Genomic DNA, 18,808 nt, shown 5'->3' with positions numbered 1-18,808 from the left:
CTGAGCTTATCTCAAGCGCGACTAAGTTCTTCATCAACCCAACTGGCCGTTTCGTAATCGGTGGCCCTATGGGTGACTGTGGTCTTACAGGCCGTAAAATCATCGTAGATACATACGGTGGTATGGCTCGTCACGGTGGTGGTGCTTTCTCTGGTAAAGATCCATCAAAAGTTGACCGCTCAGCTGCATATGCTGCACGTTACGTTGCTAAAAACGTGGTTGCTGCTGGTCTTGCTGACAAGTGTGAGCTACAAGTTTCTTACGCTATCGGTGTTGCAGAGCCAACATCTATCAGCATCGAAACATTTGGTACAGGTAAATTAGATGAAGCACGTCTAATCGAGTTAGTGCGTGAGCACTTCGACCTACGCCCTTACGGCTTAATCCAAATGCTTGATCTTGAGCGTCCTATCTATCAACCGACTGCGGCTTATGGTCACTTCGGTCGTAATGAGTTCCCTTGGGAAAGCACAGACAAAGCAGACGCACTTCGCGCAGCTGCTGGCCTGTAATAGGTTAAATAAAATGAAAAAAGCGCCGTTTGGCGCTTTTTTTGTGTTTGATTTAAAAGTAGGAAACTATTTTCTCGTAAACAGCCACACCCCATACCAAGGCTAAAACCACCAGCGACAATGTCACCGCCGCAGAGGCCATATCTTTGGCTCGCCCTGATAATACATGATACTCAATGCCAACTCGGTCAGTCAGCGCTTCTATTGATGAGTTAAGTAACTCGACGATTAATAATAATAAATAGGGAATAAACAACACTAACCAGTGATTAAGTGACTGCGCCAATACGACCGACAAGGGTAACAAACACAGTCCTAAATAAATTTCAGAACGAAATGCAGACTCTTCTTTAAACGCCGCTTTAAGGCCTTTAATCGAGCATTTAGTTGCTTTTAAAATGCGTCCAACACCAAGGCCATTTGGCTTATTGACCAGGGGGATTTTTGGTTCTTTCATTTTTTTACCTACTGCCTCAGAATTAACCTGATCATAATAATAAACTCTTACACTGTCACCATAAGACTCTTGTTTTAATTGCTAGCAATTACCGGGGATGCTGCTGGTTTTGGTGCGCGAAAACTGATTATTAGTTAACTGCTCTCTGAGCGATTGTAGTGTTTTATAAACACTTTTTAATGACACTTTGTTACTTAACCAATAAGGGATAGAGCCACTCGGATCTGCATAAGCTTGATGGCTGACCAACAAATTACTTTGTTGCTGCTCTAAGCGCCAATATGCAGTGAGGTTTTTAATTCGTACAACCCCCGCCACTTCTGCTTTTGCATAGGGCTGGCTTTTAATTTGTAGCTCAGTTTTATGCTCACCTAAAGCGCGATAACAAGAGTAACTCACCAAGTCTCGATCTGATACCGGCCAAGGCGAGTTAAAGTGGGTATAAACAAGAGTTTCTGAGGGACTTAAGCGCTCCATTAAGGTTACGCTTTTCACGTTTTCGAGCCAATTAGGCGCGTTTTCTGTATCACTTAATAACGCCATAAAGTCACTCGCTTTGGCGTTTTTAACCAGCACAGAAGCATTAATTTCTATTATGCCGGTGTCATGCTTTTTATAACTAACCTTGATGTCGTCTTGTTGCTTGTAGACTTGCCATTCAATTGGGTTAGCACAGGCAGATAAACTCAGCCAAGCTAACCCAACTATTAAGCAAAGACGCACTTTATTTATAGCCAGTAAGGGTCTGTGTCGAATGTAGCGTGACGGCTTTGCTCCATTGCACTTACTAAAAATTCAGATTTTTGCTCCAACCAAGACTGTATTTTTGCAAGTTCTAAATCTTCATGACCAGCACACAGCTGTTTTAGATACTCAAGTGTACTTAGTTCATAAATACCATGAGATATATCTAACCATGGAATACGAAACTCACTACGGTCGTCTTTGTTAAATAGCGCTCCTAAACAATTTCCACTAAGCAGAGAGTTTTCTAGGCGCGTGCGCAGTGCTAAGTAATCCTTGTCTGTAAACACTTTTTGCTCTGGAATGAGCTCATGCATATCGTGCCAATCTTTAGCAAATAATCGCTTTGCAATATCAGCAACGGGCTCTTCAGCCGCTTTAAACTCAGCTTGTCCCCATGATTTACGCCACTGTTTTTCTATCAACCATGTAGTTAGTTGTAACAATAAACGATTATAGCGAGTACTATGAAACAGCTCTTGTACATCTTCGATGCTTGGTTGTAACTGTTTTAAGTCGTTGATAACTTGCGTGAGTTCTGGCGCACTATTAATTTTTTTATAATAAGCGTGGCGTTTAGATGTGTAGGTTTTTAACTGAATTGCATTTTCTACCCACGCTAGTTCGCTTAGCAGCCATTTTAGCTCTGTACGTAATAAATCAGTGTCATCTTTACTTACTATGTCATCAAACAACCAGAAAGTGTGGCGAATCAAACGAATTCCATCGGTCACACGTTTAAGGGTTTTTAGGCTTGGCTTGATGAAGTAACAAGCTTCATGTTTTTGCACAAAGCGAATTGCATAGTTGATGCTTTCTATAAGCGCTTGCTCTTGCGTTGCATCACGCTTTAACGGCACAAAACCAATTGATTTGCTTGCTTTTAACGGATTGTCATCAGCAAGGCGATAACCACGAGCTGCTTTTGAGTATAAGCCTAAACGCACATTACTTTCGCGCACTAGCTTATCGGCTAAAGCAAATAACTCTTGGCGACTACCTTCTACTAGCTCAACTTCTAGTTCAGAAATGGGTTCAACTTTGCCCGATGCAGAAATCTCACCTTTATCAAGCACTACTTCAATCTTTGCACCGCTGTCAGTTTCGATTAACCAAGTACGGCGAATAAAATTAGTACTAAAAATTGGGTATAGGTTATCGGCTATTGACCCAACTTGCATACCATGCGGCCAAATTGCAGCATCAAAAGCAAGTAAATCAGGGCGTGTACCCTCAAGCGGTAAGTTGTATTCAGGGCGTTGATGTAAACCACCAACCACTTCGCCTGCAAGCTTAATGGTTTGCTCGCATTGGTTATCGCAGCAACGCGTACGTAAACCAATATCTAATGCGCGCAATTCTCGGCTTGGTGTATCGTAATAAGCATTTTGTAAGCTACGTGAGGGCTTGTTTGTAACGGTTTTTGCAAATTGAGTAATTAATGCGGGGATCAGTGGAACAACGGCATCTGACACCAAAAACTTCAGTTCTATCTCAGTATCCATTCGCTTTGCGGAGTACATTTAAAATAATTAAGTGATCAAAATAAACAAAGCAGCTACTTAATGCAAACTTTTTCCTGAATTTTAATCTTGAGCTTGGCTATGGATTACAATATCTTCCTTGCTATTAATAGTTGAAATCCCTACTATCTCTATACATAAAGAAATTATAAATTTGGCCATTTCTAGGCAATGGTTACGTTAACAAGGTAGATTGATGTTAAAACAGTGTATTTTTGGGTTGCTCCTAGCGGCCACCTCTTTTATTAGTTACGCAGAAGAAGCGCCAAGCAGTAACGAAAACACCGCATACATAGTCGATAACCTCTACACCTTTATGCACTCTGGTCCGAGTAAAAACTACCGTATTTTAGGTTCGGTTGATGCAGGTACTCAAGTTACTTTACTGTCAGCTGAAGATAATGGTTATTTTAAAATCCGTGACGACAAAGATCGTGAAGGCTGGGTAGAAGCAAAGTTTGTGACTGAAAATGCAGGTATTCAACAGCAGTTTCAAGCATTAAGTAATGATATGACTTTAATGCAAGAGCAACTACGCCAAGCAGAAATTGAACTGCCTCAGTTACAAGAGCAAAATAAAACCCTCACAGAGCAAAACCAAGCACTAAGTGAGCAAATCCAAGCGCTTAAAAACACAATTGAATCTGAGCGCAACGCTAAACAAACAGCCAGTGCAAAAGAAAAACGTCAGCTACTTACCTATGGCGGCGCAATTGCATTTATTGGTTTATTGTTAGGTATTATCCTTACCATTATGTTGTCGCGCCGTAAGCGATATGATGGCTGGGCATAATCTATCGACAATAAAAAAGCACCTAACGGTGCTTTTTTATTGTCTGCTTAATTTAGATATCAAAGAGCAAACCACTGTCTTGCTTGATTTTCTCAATCACCATATAAGTGTGATGGGTGCCTACCCCCGGTATATCAACTAAATCACCCAATACCTGACGATATTCATCCATATCTGAAACTCGTACTTTTAATAAGTAATCGTAGCCACCTGCGACCATATCGCACTCAACAACTTGTGGGATATTTAAAATATATTCGCGAAATACTTTAAACACCGATGTATTCGATGTGACAAGTGATACCTGTACATGTGCTAATAAACTTTGATTTAGTTTTGCTTCACTTAGCTTGGCATAATAGCCTTCAATATAGCCCTCTTGTTCAAGACGCTTTACACGGTCAAGACATGGACTTGGGCTTAAATTTACCTGTTTTGCCAGGTTCACATTAGATATTCTGCCATTTTTTTGCAGAGCGTCTAAAATTGCTAAATCGATGCGATCTAACATGCGTAATCTATTCGGACTAGTCATAACAGAATTTTATGCGGCTAAGTTAACGGTATGCCCTGTAAATTATCGTAAATCGAAAAATATAACCAGCATATTCTGCTGGATTTTAATTAGAATGCACGAAATATATCAATGGCAAGAAATGCATTAATTGTATTTCTCGACTCCACACACCAGAGGGTTACATATGCTATTTAATGGCGATTTGACAACTGAATGTCCAATAAGACAAAAAATCCGTGATTTTTACCGTATTGATGAAAACGCGGTAATTGATCATATTTTGCCTTTGGCTGAAGTAGGCGTGAAAGCGCGTAGCCGAGCGTGGGAACGTGCTCGTCAAATGGTTTTAAATATCCGTCGCGATCAGGATGGTCAAAGCGGTGTAGATGCACTACTTAACGAATTTTCACTATCAAGTGAAGAAGGCGTTGTTTTAATGTGTCTAGCTGAAGCACTACTACGCGTACCAGATAAAGCAACGCAAGAGTCGCTAATTCGTGACAAGCTTGCTAAAGGTGACTGGAGTTCGCACTTAGGTAGCAGTGACTCATTATTTGTAAATGCATCATCTTGGGGTCTGTTAGTAACTGGTAAAATGGTTAACTACAGCGACAAATCTAAAGAACAACAATTTGGTGTGCTGAAAAAGACCATTGGTCGCTTAGGTGAGCCTGTTATTCGTAAATCTGTGAACTTCGCGATGAAGATCATGGGTAAGCAATTCGTTATGGGTCGTACCATTGACGAAGCGATTGAACGTGCGGCAGATAAAGAACAAAAAGGCTACGTTTACTCATACGATATGCTAGGTGAAGGTGCTCGCACAATGAAAGATGCAGAGCGTTACTTCAACAGCTACATGACGGCTATCCATGCAATTGGTAAAGCGGCAAATGGCCGTGGTCCTATCAAGAGCCCAGGTATCTCAGTTAAGATTTCTGCAATTCACCCACGCTATGAATTCACTCATCGCGAGCGCGTAATCGCTGAAATCGTACCTAAGTTAAAAGAACTTGCCCTTGCAGCGAAAAGCTACGACATCGGCTTCACTGTTGATGCTGAAGAAGCTGATCGTTTAGATATCTCACTAGATGTTATTGAAGCTGTATTTAGTGATGACGATTTAGGTAACTGGAATGGTTTTGGTTTAGCTGTTCAAGCATACCAAAAACGCGCTATTTTTGTGGTTGAGTGGGTTGCTGATCTTGCTCGTCGCGTTGGCCGTAAATTAATGGTTCGCCTTGTTAAAGGTGCATACTGGGATACAGAAATCAAAACTACTCAGCAAGATGGTTTAGATCACTACCCTGTATTTACTCGTAAAGCGACAACTGACGTTTCTTACAAAGCCTGTGCTATCAAGCTACTTGAAGCACGTGATGTGCTTTACCCGCAATTTGCAACACACAATGCTTACACTGCAGCAACTATTTTAGAAGTTGCTAAAGGCGACCACGAAGGCTTTGAATTCCAACGCCTACACGGTATGGGTGAGTCGTTATTCGACCAAATCGTAACCCAAGAAAAAATTCAATGTCGTGTTTATGCGCCTGTTGGTCAACACGAAGACTTACTTGCATACTTAGTTCGTCGTTTATTAGAAAACGGTGCTAACTCATCATTCGTAAATGCGATTGTTGATACCACTAAGCCTGTTGAGTCACTTTTACCTGACCCAGTAGAAACACTGCAAGGTTTACGTAACAAGTACAACACGCAAATTAAAATGCCAATTGATTTATATGGTGAAGAACGTGCTAACTCAAAAGGCATGGACTTAACTGATATCAATGTCATCACTCCATTTAAAGAAAATCTAGATGCATGGTTTGCAGAGCATCGTATTGATTTAAATGATGTGCCTGAAGGCTCTCTAGCAGTGAAGAATCCAGCAAATCACAAAGAAGTGATTGGTCATGTAAAACTTCACTCTTCCGAAGAGATGACAGCATTATTAGAAAATGCAGAAAAAGCATTTGAATCATGGTCACAAACGCCGGTTAAAGAGCGTGCTAACTTACTACGCCGTATTGCTGATATTCTAGAACGTCATCACGATGAGCTAGTTGCTATCTGTATTAAAGAAGCGGGTAAAATTACCAAAGATGGTATTGATGAAGTTCGTGAAGCCGTTGATTTCTGCCGCTATTACGCAGCTCGAGCTGAAGAATTAGCACAAGATGAGCGTTTTGAAGCACGTGGTGTGATCTTATGTATCAGCCCATGGAACTTCCCATTAGCTATCTTCTTAGGCCAAGTTGCTGCAGCGATCGTGACTGGTAACACAGTTATTGCAAAACCAGCTGAGCAAACAAGCTTAATTGCCTTACGTACTATCGAGCTTATGTTATCTGTTGGTTTACCTGAGCACGTTGTACAACCTGTTATCGCACGTGGTAGCGATGTAGGTAAAACAATTGTTCCTGATGAGCGAATTCAAGCTGTTATGTTCACAGGTTCAACAGAAACAGGTACGCTTATTTCGCAAACACTTGCTGCGCGTAACGATATTCAAGTACCACTAATTGCTGAAACCGGTGGTCAAAACTGTATGATCGTTGACTCAACAGCTCTACCAGAGCAAGTTGTTGACGATGTGATCAGCTCAGGTTTCCAAAGTGCCGGTCAACGTTGTTCTGCACTTCGTGTGTTGTTCTTACAAGAAGATGTTGCTGATGGCATCATCGAAATGCTTAAAGGCGCATTAAAAGAGCTACATGTTGGCGATCCTTCGTTACTTTCGACTGACATTGGTCCTGTAATCGACGAAAAAGCACTGAAAAATTTAAATGAACATGTTGAATACCTAAAAGGTAACGCAACACTTCATTATGAGTGTGAAATTCCTGATAACAACGAAAATGGCGCTTATTTCTTTGCTCCTCGTCTATATGAGATCAAAGACTTATCTGTGCTTAAACGTGAAGTATTTGGCCCGTGTGTACATATCATCCGTTTCAAAGGTACAGAGCTTGATAACGTGATTGATCAAATCAATGGCACTGGCTTTGGCTTAACGATGGGTGTGCATTCACGTATCGAAGAGCGTTGTGAATACTTAGCGAAAATGTCGCGTGCAGGTAACGTTTACATCAACCGTAACATGATTGGTGCGATTGTTGGCGTTCAACCTTTTGGTGGTCGTGGTCTATCAGGTACTGGTCCGAAAGCAGGTGGCCCTAACTACTTACAACGTCTAGTGAAAGAGAAAGCATCACCAGATAACGTGCAAATGACAAACCTAACACCTGATGAGCTAGATACTCACCACTATTCAGGTGCGGCTGAGCAAGTTGCTAAGTTAATGGAAAACTCATTACGTGATGAGAAGATCTGGCGTTCAACACCGTTAAATGACCGAGTTTCGGCTGTGCGTCAATTACTTGCTAAAGTTGCAACCGTTGAAATCATTGATGAGCTTGCTGATGACTTAGCATTAACCCTTGCTGATGCACGTGCGCAGCTTAACCGTCTTGAAAAGCACATGCGTAAACACACTTTGTTGCCTGGGCCTACGGGTGAGTCAAACACGCTACACTTAGAACCACGTGGTTGCGTAGTATGTTATGCAGATAAGAGTACGTCATTTAACTTCTGGGCAATTTCTATTATCACTGCACTTGCGGCTGGTAATACTGTTATCACTGTTGCTTCAGAGTTGTTCTATGACGAAGCTGTGGCGTTTAAAGATAAGTTTATCTCAACAGGTATTGCAGAGGGTGTATTCCAAGTAGCTAAACCTAATCAGTTACAAGCTATTTTAGCGCATCCTCACCTTGCTGGTGCCGTTGTTGCTGCGCGTTCATCTCGCTTAGGCTATTTCAGCCAGCAGTTAGCACAACGTAAAGGTGCAATCCTGCCGGTAATTAGCTCTGAGTACTACGATACGCTAATCAAACGTCTACTAACTGAGAAAACAATCAGTATCGACACGACAGCGTCAGGTGGTAACACATCACTTATGACATTGGTTGAAGACGACGAGTAAATAAGTTTATCTAACTTATTGTCACTTCTAAGGGCCTCCAGCTTGTCAGCTGGGGGCTTTTTTTATAGTCGTTTTTAAGGTTGCCCAGCAGTTTAAAACACCATTAAGTACTATTAATATTTACTGAAATACACATTTTCTGCTAGTTTAATAGTATTGTATCTGAGCAGAAGTAAAGGCCTTGAAAACACTCCCTATCAATCAACTTAAACCTGGCATGTTTGTTCACGGCGTGACAAAACAGACAGGCAAGATCCGTATAAAAAACCAAGGTTGGGTAAAAACACAAGGCAGTATTGATAAGCTTAAGCAAGCTGGTATTTTAGAAATTGAAATCGATCCTGATAAAACGCTAAATCTAGATAGTGACAGTAAAATCACTGAAAAACCAAAACCTGCAGCACCAGCCGTCTCTTCTGAGCCATTCGATCCATGGCACACTACGCACAGTATGTCGGCAGAGATGACAAAAGCAAATAGTCTTTATACAGAAGCCAAATCACTCCAAAGCAAAGCATTTGCAGACATTCGAGAAGGAAACAAAATTGATGTTGCCCCTTTTCAAGAGCTAGCAAGCGGTTTTATCGATTCTGTGTTTAGAAATCAAGATGCATTAACCTGTATCACTCGCATGCGAGAAAAAGATGCTTACTTACTTGAGCATTCAATTAACGTGTCTATTTTGATCAGCATTTTTGCAAAGCATTTAGGTATCGAAAAATCGATTATTCAAGAACTTGCCACCGGTGCATTACTTCATGATATCGGCAAAATTAATATCCCCGATAAAATACTCAATAAACCAGGTAAATTGACTGATGAAGAGTACCAACTCGTTCAAAATCATGCACGCTTTAGCAAAGAAATATTAGAGCAGTCTGGCCTCAGTGGTATTGCCGTTGATATTGCAGGCTTTCACCATGAGCGCTTAGATGGTAGTGGGTATCCTTTTGGTAAAAGTGGCGATGAAATAAGCCTGTATGTACGTATGGCCTCGATTGTTGATGTGTATGATGCATTGACCGCGGAAAGAGTCTACAAGGCAGGAATGGAGCCAATCAAAGCATTCAAAATATTAAAAGATGGCTGCCCAGATAGTTTCGATGGTGATTTGGTCACTAAATTTATTCAATGCATTGGTATTCACCCAGTTGGCACATTGGTAAGGCTAGAAAGCCAAAAACTTGGTGTGGTTACTCGCAGCAACCCAACAAGCCCACTTAAACCTCAAGTGAAAGTCTTTTATCACGCTAAACATACCCGATATACAGAAGTACAAGATATCGATTTAGCAAACAGTCGCTGCCACGACAGCCTTGAAGCAGCGGTCAGACCGAGTGAATTTAACATCGATCTAATCCGTTTTTTCAAAAGCTCTATTCTACCTTAAGCTTGATTCATCATGACTGGCTACTCAGGCCAGTCTTGCAGTGCTTTTAAAGTGAATTCATAGCCATCATAGCTAAGTAAACTCTGCTCTGGCGTGATTTCGATTAACGATAACACACCGATATTATCACCTTCATAAAGCTCACGACCATTGAGTTTTATCCAACGCTTTGATGGCTCAGATGCGTAGATGTGCGCTTGGTATTTAAGTGTTGGGATTGAATTTTGAATAGACTCAGGGAGCAGCTCTATCGGATCAGCATAAGACGAATTTTTAGTACTATGCGTTACCTGCGAAGAACGTTGTTGGTCAACATCCTGAACCGCTTGCGCAAAAGCTTTTTTTAACGAATCCGACACTTCGTTTAACTCATCATCTGGCTCAGCTTGCTTAGTTTGATTATTGGCGTTCTCATCAAGGGGCTTACCAAGTACCTTGTATTTGCTGTAATCAATGCCATTACTATTTGTCGGCTGTGGTGCAGCTTGCTGCATTTGCATCGGCTGCGAAAACTGTGGCTGCGGCTGATAAGCAGCTTGATTTTGATACACTGGCTGGGCATATTGCGGCTGTGCTTGATTTGCATAAACTGGCACTGTGTTTACAGGCACTTGTACCCACTGGTACTGCTGAGCACCTTGCACAGGAACTTGCTGCATCATGGTTTGTTGCTGAGGGGGTTGTTGCATCATTTGCTGTTGTGCCACCACAGGTTGCGAACCAGACGGTAATTTAGCTACAGAGTTATCTGTTTGAAGTTGCTCTTGATCTTTAGAACCCGCAACATTTTCAGCTGTCGCACTGGGTACTTTTTCATTCTCATTTGCTAGTACTGGCTGCTCAGCAAATGGCTTACTTTGCTGTAACCACTTACCAATCGAAAAACCAGCCATTAGCGTTAAAATTGCAGCCAGTAATAACCCAAATGAAAAGGCTAAACGCTTATAGCGTGTTAACTCTTGCTGCTGTTTAAGCTGTAAAGCAGCCTGATCGTGATCAACGGCTGTTTGCTCATGTTGAGCCGATTGTTTTATTGCATCTAAAAGTAATGACATAATTGATCACTCGTTAAATTAGGTAGGATAAACCAATACCCATTCCTAATACGGCTAAAAATGAAACAGGATAAAGCCATACATAGCTCGGCTCTCGAGCACCTTTAGGTATAACTTCAGTGCTGGTTGGCGGCAATGCCTCTTCGGCTGAACGCATCACAAGCTCACTGTCTATGGTAAGTTTTTGCTGCGAAAAAGCCCCCACCAAACAACGCTCACACAATAAATTGATTAATCTAGGTACGCCCTGAGTAACTTGATAAATCGCTTTTAACGCATCACCTGAAAACAAGGCTTGCTCAGTGCCCGCTTTAAACAAGCGGTGCTTGACATAGGCAAATACTTGCCCTTCAGTCAGTGGCAGTAGGTGGTAACGTGCCGTAATACGCTGGGCAAGTTGTCGAAGTTCAGTACGTTTTAAAAGCTCCTGTAGCTCTGGCTGCCCTACTAACACAATTTGCAGCAGCTTTTTGTGATCGGTTTCGATGTTGGTCAGTAAGCGCAACTGCTCAAGTACATCTGGTGCGAGTAATTGCGCTTCATCAATAATTAAGATGGTATGGCCACCAGCTTGGTTATTTGCCTCAAGGTGCTTTTTAATCACATCAGTGAGGGTTTTTAATGTGGCATTGTCACTGTCGTAATCAATTTTCAATTCGTCGCAAATACTGGCAAGCAACTCTAGCTGCGACAAAGCTGGATTATGGATTTGCGCTACTTGGGTGTTTTCAGGCAACTGCTCGTGCAGGCTTCTTATTAATGTTGTTTTACCTGTACCGACTTCACCTGTTAATAGCACAAAGCCACCCGCTTCACCGAGTCCATAAGTAAGGTGTGCCAACGCCTCTTTATGGCGTTCACTCAGAAATAAATACTCAGGATTGGGGGCAATCGAAAAAGGTTTTTCTGACAAGCCGAAATAGCTTAAATACACCGTGATATTCCTTGCGTTTAAAATCACCGCCTATAATGGCAAAAAACAACGCTACTTAAAACCTTGTTCGCATTTTATTGAACAAATAACGTAAAATACTGAAAACACAAAATTGAAGGTGATCTATGCAGGTTTATTTAGTCGGTGGAGCAGTCAGAGACGCTCTACTTGGTCGTGAAATTAAAGAACGCGATTATGTGGTTGTCGGCGCCACACCTGAACAGCTAATAAACCAAGGTTTCCAACAAGTTGGCAAAGATTTTCCGGTGTTTTTGCACCCAAAAACCAAAGAAGAATATGCGCTTGCTCGCACCGAGCGCAAACAAGGGCAAGGCTATACAGGGTTCATCTGTGATTTCACTCCAGAGGTAACTCTAGAGCAAGATTTAATTCGCCGTGATTTAACCGTCAATGCCATTGCTCAAGCCGAAGATGGCAGCTTAGTTGACCCATTCGGTGGTCAAGATGACATCAAAAAGCGTGTATTACGTCATGTATCCGATGCATTTAGCGAAGACCCATTACGGATATTGCGTGTAGCGCGTTTTGCTGCTCGGTATCATTACTTGGGCTTTACAATTGCCCCCGAAACTAAACAGTTGCTCATTGCTATGGTTAAAGCGGGTGAGCTTACAACTCTCACTGCAGAGCGAGTGTGGTTAGAGTTTGAAAAGTCATTAAGTGATGGTGCATTTAGCGATTTTTTAAATGTTCTTGCAAGTATTGGTGGCCTGAGTGTGATCAGTGCAGAGCTTGAAAAACAGTGGAATGAGGATACTTATAAAACACTCAAAGCTCGGTTCGATTATGCTAATAACCATCAGTTGCATGATACCGCACTCTTATTCAGCCAAGTAACGCTAAGTTTATCTAGTCAGGAAATTAACAGTATCGCAAATACAATTCGCTTACCGAATGAAGTACGCGATCTGGCTATTAACGCGCAAACCCATCAAGCGGTTTTAGCTAGCGAACAGCCTAGTTGCGACGAGGTTTTTAACTGCTTTAACCAGCTTGATTTATGGCGACGCCCAGAGCGTTTTAAACAGGTACTTAAAGTGTTAGAAATCAGTTTACAGCACCCCGTACCATGCCATGAGTCGTTAACACTTGCAGCAAATCAAGCAAAGGCTGTTAACCCTCAGCAATTTATCGCACAAGGTATTAAAGGGGCCGATATAAAAACCGCGCTCGAACAAGCGCGGCTCAGCGCCATTAGTCGTTACTTCTCGTAACGTACAAGGCGTAAATAAATATCCGATGTTTTAGCATGTAAACTGTTGATACCTTTATCAAACTGATACACCCACGCTAAATCACTGCGAGTTATACCGGATGTGCTACTCCAGTAGTTTTGCAGCTTAGTTGATAAAAATACTGTTTCGTTAATGCTAGGCTGCACACAACTATGCTCTAAGATGCTTGCAAGTTCTTTAATATTAGGAACATGCCAATCAGAATAACCAGCGAATGTAGCATTTTTAGCACCTCGTAGCGCTTCACCCCATGTTAATTGCTGGCTGGTGCCTTCACATGCATCAATATCGCTATTATAGCTTTGCCCAAAAGTACAACGCTGCCACATCAAACCCGTTTTAATATCGCTAACAGTACCATCGATATGCGTGACAAAGCGGCTTGTTGGGGTTGTTTCGGTTGCTGCATCATAACAGACCTGAGCACTGACAATGCTCGGTACACTAACCAGTAAAGTAACGGCTGCAGATAGATATTTCATCATTTTACTCTCCCGGAGTTCTTACTAAACGCACAAAAGCCGTGTTGCCTTTTGGATAAGCTAAGTCATTCGCGTTACTCATATTTATGATATAAGCTTGCGACAAACTGGTACCATCCGCTGCAGTTTGTGAAGTCCAGTACGGCATGAATGCACTGCCGTCAGTACTTAATTGCATTGCATTTGGCTGATTGGGGAAAAACTCAGTTGATAGTAAACTTGTACCACCTTGTTTAGCATAATCGAGTAACCCGAGTAACTCAGTATAAGTAGGAACACGCCAATTCGTTCCGCCGCAGAAGTCAGTGGCATTCACTTCATTTACATAAGTTTGTAAACCACACGATGTTGCACTTGGGCAAGTTGAATTTGCAGCGCCTTGAACGCTGCCTGCTTGAATGCCGTTTGAAGTCGTTAAATACCAAGTATAGTGGTTAGTCGCAGCGCGAGTTGTTGTGGCTGGAGGCAGTGCTGTGCTTGGGGATTTTACTTCCCAAATTAATCCTGTAACGTTATCTCGAACACAACTAAATGTGGTCGCATCATCAGGTAGTTCATCAGCAAATTCATTCATTTTTGTGAAATCGAATGCTAAATCGCCCTGACCAATTTTATCCAGTTGGTTTGCAACGCTATCGCGACCAAGATCCGCATCTTGATCTGGAAAATCACCGCTCTTACAGTTTATTTTTTGTGAATTGTTATAGCAATCACTCATGCCACTATCGTTAATTAAACCAAGCGGTTTGGGGCTAATATCGATAGTCACCGTGTCGGTGTCACTACGCGATTTACTGTCTGTTACTGTTACTTCAAAGCTAAGCTCGGTATCGGTATCAACATCAGGGGCAACAAAAGTGGTAATACACTGATTTTGATTAGCAAGAGTGACTGTTTCGCCACTCATTTGCTGCCAAAAACACTCTTTTGTTGCGGTAACAATTTCGCTACCACTGGCATCAAGAGTGACCGTATCAAACTCAATTACTTGTTGATCTTCACCGGCATTGGCAATAATCACTTCAAGAGTTTTGTTTAAGGTAAATGTTTGCTCGGTACTGGCTGAACCGCCTTCGTCATCAGTCACCGTGAGTCGCCAAGTAATTGGCGTATTTGATTCAAGTAATGGGTGGGTAAAACTGATTGTTTGATTTTCAAAGCTATCAACGATGAGCTCTGGGCCATCGAGTTTATTCCAAAGATAGCTGTCAACGGAGCCATTTTCGTCAATATCGATTGACTCTGCACCACTGAGTACGATTGTGTCGTTATACTGTGATGGCAGCTCTTCAGGGGCAATTTGAGTGATTACAGCGACTGGCAATTGATTATTAGAGGTGATAAAAATACTCACCTCGTCAGAAACCAGTTGCCCATCCGTCGTTTGATAATTAACTCTCAGAATAAGCTCTGAGTCTAATTTAATATCGGGAGCCGTCAGTGTTTGCTCAGCACCTTGTGCTGGAAAGCCTTCAATAACAGGACCACTGACGCGTTGCCATGTAAACGTACCATCAGCGGGAGAGCCCTTCGCAGAAACGGTAAACTCACTTTTTTCGATAATTTGCTGATCAAGACCTGCATTAACAGTCGCTGCAAGTGGGGTTTCACTTGAACCACCTCCTCCGCCACAGGCCGATAGTGCCGTTAATGCAACAAAGGTAAGAAGCACTAATCTCATATTTACCACCTTAAATTAACCACGCCAATTTATTAGGAACTGACAAATAAGGAAGTAATAAGCAAATTAAGTGCCAAGCTAAGGGTTATAGGTAACTTTCTTGGTGGATACGGACAAACAATTTGGTACCGACTTTACTGTAGTCTACTTTGTACTCTCTGCCATCAAGGGCTTGAATAAACAGTAATCGCTTTTCTTCTGCAAACACATCAGTGCTTGAAATATAAACCATTTCTAAATAACGTTCTTTGGCTTCACGGCGGTTTTTTGGCAGTTCATCTTTGAACGGCTCTAGGCCATTTTGGGTCACTTTAATTCGTGGGTGAGTTTCGCCATTGACGATCACCAAGTCGAGCTTCTTATCTTTATGAATAATCGTGTTGCGACCGCTTTTAATAAAAGCACGTTCTTGACTCATAGCCTGTTCCTACTTACTACCACCTACTGCTCATTATTTAAGCGAGTATTAATAAACTTGTTTGGGTTTAACTTCCAACGATTTAAATCTGCACTAAATTGCCAAATGTCAGTATCAAGAACATTGGCAGGCAATAATAAATCATATCCAGTCAATTGCCTTAAATGCTGCGTGCGATTAGCAAACATAGCAATCAATCCTTTGTAAAGCTGACCACTTGGGGCAGTGTATTCCGTGTCTTCTATAAGCCATTCTGATGGGCAATCGCCATTTTTGCAATGATTTTTAATAACTTGCATAAATAAATGACGTTGCTCTATCAATAATCGCCCGGCAATTCTGGGAGGGAGCTGCGTAAAAAATTCATCTATATTATTGAGTTTAATACCAACTGCGTTTAACTCAAGGTATTCGAGGTCTAGATGCACTTTTGGTATACCACTTTGGTAAAAATTATCGCGATTCAGCTGCCAATTGCCAGCTTTATGATGAAAAATAAGTAATTTCCCAGAAAAAGTAAAACTATAATATGGTTCTTGAGTCTTTAAAAAGCCAATGAAAATAGCGGCAATACAACTTGTTGCTAAAAATATTTCGATAATGCTGATCTCACCTGGCCTAAGCAGGTTAATCAACATAATAAACACCAACCCAATGCCCCCAACAAGTAAACATTCAATACCATGTCGAGATGCTTGGGCTCGCACTCGCAAAATAGGGGCTTGCTTATCCATAAAACGAAAAATAAAAAATAAACATAACAATAGTGACCAAAACTATCTTTCGGATCGTTAAACAATAATTACACTTTGGTTCTTTACCCACACCAAAACCTCTCTTTTCATCTCATAAAAGGAACAAATTTGCCGAACTTTTAACTTTTACGCCAAATTCACAAATAAACGAGATATCTGACATACGTGGCACGTACTAATTTTGTACACTACTCTCAACTAATTTTCTGGTAACACGATGATGTATTCTACACAATCCGGTAAAGCTCTTTTTCCTTTTATTATCACACTATTGCTAGGGTTATGTATTTATTTGTACTTACCTTCAAGTCAAGGCGAGCAATCAAATTTTGGCGATCGCACAACGCAAGTAAAAGCACACACAGTCACCGCTGAAGAAAACGCAGTGCTTATTGAAGCAATAGGCAGCGCACGTGCCAATCAGGCTATTTACATACGAAGCGCTCAAAACGATTATGTTACTGACATCTTTTTCAATGATGGCGACTTAGTAAGTAAAGGTCAAAAACTCGTACAATTACAAGCACAAGAAGAAGAACTCGCCGTTAAAGAGTTAAGTATCAACCTACGCGAAGAAAAACGCCAATTAGACCGTCTAACCGAGCTTTCACGCTCGCAAGCAACCGCTAAATCGTTATTAGAAGAGCAACTTTCACGCGTAGACGCAACCGAAGCACAACTTGAAAGTGCAAAAACAAAGCTTGCTGAAATGACCATCAAAGCGCCCTTCACAGGATTACTTGGCAAGCGCGAAATTTCTATCGGTACATACGTTAACAACACTACCAACATCACCACCCTTGATGATATCAGCATCATTAAAGTTGATTTTAAAGTACCTGAAAAGTACTTAGCGCAATTACAACTGGGTATGAAAGTGATGACGCAAAATGATGCTTATCCTGATAAAACCTTCACAGGTAAAGTGACGCATATTAGCTCGCGCATAGATTCTGTTACTCGCAGCGTTGAAGTCACCGCAAGCTTTATTAACGAAAGCGGTTTATTACGACCTGGTATGCTGTTAAACACCGCATTGGAGCTAAGCTCAAGTCAGGCATTAATGGTGCCAGAAAAAGCCGTAATCCCTCAACAAGACAAACACTACGTATTCCAAATTGAAGACGGTGTAGCAAACAAAGTAGAAGTACATGTTGCTGGTCGTCATGACGGTTGGGTTGCCATTGATAAAGGTCTTGAAAATGGTCAACAAGTTGTGACCGAGGGCATTATTAAAATTCGTACCGGCAGTAAAGTTAGTATCAAGGGATAAACCATGAAAATTACAGATACTAGCGTTAAACGCCCGGTTTTTGCGATCGTAATAAACCTGTTATTACTCACCTTTGGTTTGGTGGCATTTTCAATGCTACCACTGCGTGAATACCCTGATATTGAAACGCCAATAGTTAGTGTAAGCACTGACTATACCGGTGCCAGTGCAGAAATAATCGAAACTAAAATCACCCAAGTACTCGAAAATCGCATTTCGGGTATAGAGGGCATCAAAAGCATTAACTCATCAAGCCGTAATGGTCGCTCTAACATCACCATTGAGTTTAATATCAGCCGCGACATTGATGCCGCATCTAACGATGTACGCGAACGTGTAGCCCGTGCTCTTGATAGCTTACCAGAGCAGGTTCGCCCGCCTGAGGTCTCTAAATCAAACAGTGATGAAAGCCCAATCGCGTGGTTCGTACTAAACAGTACCACCATGGATTCATTGCAGTTATCTGATTACGCACAACGCTTTATTGTTGATCGATTAGCCGTTGTTGATGGTGTCTCTAACGTGCGCGTTGGTGGTGAGCGTAAATACGCTATGAAAATCTGGCTAAACCGTAAAGCGATGGCTGCACGCGGCATTACCAGTAGCGATATTGAAAATACATTACGTACAGAAAACGTTGAATTACCCGCCGGTGAAATTGAATCTATCGACCGTGACTTTACAGTACGTACCGCGCGTAGTTATAAAGATCAGCGAGATTTTAGAAATTTAGTAATTAAACGTGGTGAAGATGGCTATTTGGTGCGTTTAGGTGAAGTAGCTGATGTTCATTTAGAAGCCGCTGACGACGAAAGCCTGTTCCGTGGTAATGGCCGTAACATGATTGGTTTGGGTATTGTAAAACAAGCCAAAGCGAACACGCTTACCGTGGTTGATAACGCCCGCGCTGAGCTCGAAAAAATTAAGCGTAACTTGCCAGAAGGCACCACTATTCAAGACAGCTACGACTCATCAATTTTCATCAAAGAATCAATTGACGAAGTATATAGAACGCTTGCGATTTCAATGG

General features: G+C 41.7%; 17 protein-coding genes. 7 read left to right on the top strand and 10 right to left on the bottom strand.

What is annotated here, in order from left to right:
* Nucleotides 1-512, top strand: a 512-nt coding sequence (locus tag L1267_RS22430; RefSeq protein ID WP_235384234.1) for a methionine adenosyltransferase domain-containing protein, incomplete at its 5' end; no start/stop codon positions are given.
* A 52-nt stretch (nucleotides 513-564) separates the two neighbouring features.
* Here the strand turns inward: L1267_RS22430 and L1267_RS22425 are convergent.
* The 3 genes from L1267_RS22425 to L1267_RS22415 form a co-directional block, all read right to left on the bottom strand.
* Nucleotides 565-969, bottom strand: a complete 405-nt coding sequence (locus L1267_RS22425) for a diacylglycerol kinase (RefSeq protein WP_235384233.1) — start codon at nucleotides 967-969, stop codon at nucleotides 565-567.
* Between the two features lie 81 nt (nucleotides 970-1,050).
* Nucleotides 1,051-1,692, bottom strand: a complete 642-nt coding sequence (locus tag L1267_RS22420) for an START domain-containing protein (RefSeq protein WP_199526309.1) — start codon at nucleotides 1,690-1,692, stop codon at nucleotides 1,051-1,053.
* 5 nt (nucleotides 1,693-1,697) lie between these two features.
* The gene (locus L1267_RS22415; RefSeq protein ID WP_135926031.1) at nucleotides 1,698-3,218 is read right to left on the bottom strand and encodes a CYTH and CHAD domain-containing protein; all 1,521 of its coding nucleotides are present in this window, start codon (nucleotides 3,216-3,218) and stop codon (nucleotides 1,698-1,700) included.
* Nucleotides 3,219-3,432: 214 nt separating this feature from the next.
* On the opposite strand from L1267_RS22415, the gene L1267_RS22410 reads away from it, so the two are divergent.
* Nucleotides 3,433-4,029: a TIGR04211 family SH3 domain-containing protein gene (locus L1267_RS22410; protein WP_135926032.1), complete on the top strand. Its 597-nt coding sequence runs from the start codon at nucleotides 3,433-3,435 to the stop codon at nucleotides 4,027-4,029.
* Between the two features lie 52 nt (nucleotides 4,030-4,081).
* Here the strand turns inward: L1267_RS22410 and L1267_RS22405 are convergent, their stop codons facing one another.
* A complete protein-coding gene (locus tag L1267_RS22405; RefSeq protein WP_135926033.1) occupies nucleotides 4,082-4,564 on the bottom strand; it encodes a winged helix-turn-helix transcriptional regulator in 483 nt (160 codons plus the stop codon).
* A gap of 166 nt (nucleotides 4,565-4,730) precedes the next feature.
* Between L1267_RS22405 and putA the strand changes: the two genes are divergently transcribed.
* Together putA and L1267_RS22395 are read left to right on the top strand one after the other, a co-directional pair.
* Entirely contained in the window at nucleotides 4,731-8,534 is a 3,804-nt protein-coding gene (gene putA / locus L1267_RS22400; RefSeq protein ID WP_235384232.1) for a bifunctional proline dehydrogenase/L-glutamate gamma-semialdehyde dehydrogenase PutA, read from the top strand.
* A gap of 181 nt (nucleotides 8,535-8,715) precedes the next feature.
* A complete protein-coding gene (locus tag L1267_RS22395) occupies nucleotides 8,716-9,924 on the top strand; it encodes an HD-GYP domain-containing protein (RefSeq protein WP_235384231.1) in 1,209 nt (402 codons plus the stop codon).
* 20 nt (nucleotides 9,925-9,944) lie between these two features.
* Here L1267_RS22395 and L1267_RS22390 read toward each other — a convergent pair whose 3' ends face one another.
* Both L1267_RS22390 and L1267_RS22385 read right to left on the bottom strand, forming a co-directional pair.
* Nucleotides 9,945-10,979 carry a general secretion pathway protein GspB gene (locus L1267_RS22390; protein ID WP_235384229.1) on the bottom strand — a complete coding sequence of 345 codons (1,035 nt, stop codon included), beginning with the start codon at nucleotides 10,977-10,979 and terminating at the stop codon, nucleotides 9,945-9,947.
* Between the two features lie 13 nt (nucleotides 10,980-10,992).
* A complete protein-coding gene (locus L1267_RS22385) occupies nucleotides 10,993-11,913 on the bottom strand; it encodes an ExeA family protein (RefSeq protein ID WP_135926037.1) in 921 nt (306 codons plus the stop codon).
* Between the two features lie 125 nt (nucleotides 11,914-12,038).
* Between L1267_RS22385 and L1267_RS22380 the strand changes: the two genes are divergently transcribed.
* The gene (locus L1267_RS22380) at nucleotides 12,039-13,148 is read left to right on the top strand and encodes a tRNA nucleotidyltransferase (RefSeq protein WP_235384227.1); all 1,110 of its coding nucleotides are present in this window, start codon (nucleotides 12,039-12,041) and stop codon (nucleotides 13,146-13,148) included.
* Here L1267_RS22380 and L1267_RS22375 read toward each other — a convergent pair.
* The 4 genes from L1267_RS22375 to L1267_RS22360 form a co-directional block, all read right to left on the bottom strand.
* Nucleotides 13,136-13,651, bottom strand: a complete 516-nt coding sequence (locus L1267_RS22375) for an Lcl C-terminal domain-containing protein (RefSeq protein WP_135926311.1) — start codon at nucleotides 13,649-13,651, stop codon at nucleotides 13,136-13,138. The two genes, L1267_RS22380 and L1267_RS22375, sit on opposite strands and share 13 nt — an antisense overlap.
* A gap of 4 nt (nucleotides 13,652-13,655) precedes the next feature.
* A complete protein-coding gene (locus tag L1267_RS22370) occupies nucleotides 13,656-15,332 on the bottom strand; it encodes an Lcl C-terminal domain-containing protein (RefSeq protein ID WP_235384225.1) in 1,677 nt (558 codons plus the stop codon).
* An 85-nt stretch (nucleotides 15,333-15,417) separates the two neighbouring features.
* Complete coding sequence (locus tag L1267_RS22365) at nucleotides 15,418-15,750, bottom strand: hypothetical protein (RefSeq protein ID WP_135926040.1); 333 nt, start codon at nucleotides 15,748-15,750, stop codon at nucleotides 15,418-15,420.
* 23 nt (nucleotides 15,751-15,773) lie between these two features.
* Nucleotides 15,774-16,484 carry a DUF2982 domain-containing protein gene (locus tag L1267_RS22360; protein WP_235384223.1) on the bottom strand — a complete coding sequence of 237 codons (711 nt, stop codon included), beginning with the start codon at nucleotides 16,482-16,484 and terminating at the stop codon, nucleotides 15,774-15,776.
* Nucleotides 16,485-16,725: 241 nt separating this feature from the next.
* Here L1267_RS22360 and L1267_RS22355 point away from each other — a divergent pair, with 241 nt between their 5' ends.
* Both L1267_RS22355 and L1267_RS22350 read left to right on the top strand, forming a co-directional pair.
* Nucleotides 16,726-17,778: an efflux RND transporter periplasmic adaptor subunit gene (locus L1267_RS22355; RefSeq protein ID WP_135926312.1), complete on the top strand. Its 1,053-nt coding sequence runs from the start codon at nucleotides 16,726-16,728 to the stop codon at nucleotides 17,776-17,778.
* A gap of 3 nt (nucleotides 17,779-17,781) precedes the next feature.
* On the top strand, nucleotides 17,782-18,808 hold a 1,027-nt coding region (locus L1267_RS22350; protein ID WP_235384222.1), incomplete at its 3' end, for an efflux RND transporter permease subunit.

This window comes from Pseudoalteromonas sp. OFAV1 (assembly GCF_021532595.1).
GTDB classification, from domain to species: domain Bacteria; phylum Pseudomonadota; class Gammaproteobacteria; order Enterobacterales; family Alteromonadaceae; genus Pseudoalteromonas; species Pseudoalteromonas lipolytica_C.
This window is presented reverse-complemented; position numbering and strand designations above follow the sequence as displayed.